The organism is Acinetobacter sp. NBRC 110496 (genome assembly GCF_000876115.1).
Classification (GTDB): Bacteria; Pseudomonadota; Gammaproteobacteria; order Pseudomonadales; family Moraxellaceae; genus Acinetobacter.
In genome coordinates this window covers 1-1,978 of sequence record NZ_BBTF01000122.1, presented here as the reverse complement: position 1 = coordinate 1,978, position 1,978 = coordinate 1, and the positions used below count along the sequence as shown (strand labels likewise).

Annotated in this window: 2 protein-coding genes; both read left to right on the top strand. The window is 30.0% G+C overall.

Translation table 11 applies throughout. The features are described from left to right. The first annotated feature begins 118 nt into the window (after positions 1–118). Positions 119–898, top strand: coding sequence for an APH(3')-VI family aminoglycoside O-phosphotransferase (locus Aba26S_RS20770; RefSeq protein WP_043041777.1), 780 nt, complete (start codon positions 119–121; stop codon positions 896–898). A gap of 724 nt (positions 899–1,622) precedes the next feature. Continuing rightward, a complete protein-coding gene (locus Aba26S_RS20765) occupies positions 1,623–1,952 on the top strand; it encodes a YcgJ family protein (RefSeq protein WP_370538968.1) in 330 nt (109 codons plus the stop codon). Positions 1,953–1,978 lie beyond the last annotated feature (26 nt).

Below are 1,978 nucleotides of genomic sequence, written 5' to 3'. Positions count from 1 at the left end.
GTATTGATCATCTATAGGGAATAAGCCATATTTTTGCTACAGTGAACCAAATTAAGATCATCTATTTACTAGGCCTCGCATTTGCGGGGTTTTTAATGCTGAATAAAAGGAAAACTTGATGGAATTGCCCAATATTATTCAACAATTTATTGGAAACAGCGTTTTAGAGCCAAATAAAATTGGTCAGTCGCCATCGGATGTTTATTCTTTTAATCGAAATAATGAAACTTTTTTTCTTAAGCGATCTAGCACTTTATATACAGAGACCACATACAGTGTCTCTCGCGAAGCGAAAATGTTGAGTTGGCTCTCTGAGAAATTAAAGGTGCCTGAACTCATCATGACTTTTCAGGATGAGCAGTTTGAATTCATGATCACTAAAGCGATCAATGCAAAACCAATTTCAGCGCTTTTTTTAACAGACCAAGAATTGCTTGCTATCTATAAGGAGGCACTCAATCTGTTAAATTCAGTTGCTATTATTGATTGTCCATTTATTTCAAACATTGATCATCGGTTAAAAGAGTCAAAATTTTTTATTGATAACCAACTCCTTGACGATATAGATCAAGATGATTTTGACGCTGAATTATGGGGAGACCATAAAACTTACCTAAGTCTATGGAATGAGTTAACTGAGACTCATGTTGAAGAAAGATTGGTTTTTTCTCATGGCGATATCACGGATAGTAATATTTTTATAGATAAATTCAATGAAATTTACTTTTTAGATCTTGGCCGTGCTGGGTTAGCAGATGAATTTGTAGATATATCCTTTGTTGAACGTTGCCTAAGAGAGGATGCATCGGAGGAAACTGCGAAAATATTTTTAAAGCATTTAAAAAATGATAGACCTGACAAAAGGAATTATTTTTTAAAACTTGATGAATTGAATTGATTCCAAGCATTATCTAAAAATACTTAATTGTCTTTTTACGTTGCTAAATTTTAAATAAATAAGTGAAGAAAGTTAGTGAAGCCACTGATTTAAAGTTTTATATCACCAGTAAATCTAAATTTTGGTTTTTAAAATGAGCTTATTTAAAATAGCTAAAACTGTTTATTAGCTTAACTTGTGATTTAAGTTTTTTTGAATATAAAAGTGTTAATTTATTAGCTTTGCAAGTTTATTTAAATTTCATCGTGCAACATTTTTAACCAATTTTATTATCGATGGTATTTTTTTGTCTGCTTTTCTTTTCTTAGTCTTTTATCTATCTGTCAGCCATATAGTATTTTATTAAATTCTTATGGGAAATGACGAATGTTAAATTATCTTAAGAGCTTTAATAATATCAATACTTATTTGATTTTATCGATAATTCTGCTGTTAATCATAATATCTCTAGATTATTTCTAAACTGAATGAATGTTTATAATGAGTGATTCATATTGCTATTGAAATCGCCTTCTCACTTTGAAAGAAGGCGAGGATGAGGGGCTTTTATGTTGATTTATCGTTTTAAAAATATCTTATAAAAGAAGCCTAATGTGTTTTCTTATATAGGTTTAAACATAATTGTTGTATATATTAAATCTAATTGATCTTATAATTTTCCTTTATTTTTTTGTATTGTTTTGCAGGTTTAAAAGTGAAAATTTCTAAAGGATTATTGAGTCTCATCAGCTATGCTTGTTTAATCATCAGTTTTCCAGTGATTGCTAAAACCAACACAAGTTTAGTTTCACCTAAAAAAGGTGTGATTTGTGATCAATATATTTGTGTAAATAACAAAGGTGTATCAAAATCACTTACGGCTCAATATTTAGGAACCCAAAAAGCGAATAAAGTTTTCTCACAAGGCGATTTTGATCACTCTGCATTTACTTTCTCAAATGGGGTGTTCTGCGATACAAATACAAAACGATGCCATATAGATCGATATTTTGACAATGGACATCGAAGTAAAGTTAATCAAAAGATAACAGATCAGCTTTTTAATAATAAGTAATTCTTTGCCATAAATCGGCTAAAGAG

Coding starts and splice junctions, on each gene's coding strand:
- Aba26S_RS20770 (WP_043041777.1), top strand. CDS start 119: ATGGAATTGCCCAATATTATTCAACAATTTATTGGAAACAGCGTTTTA.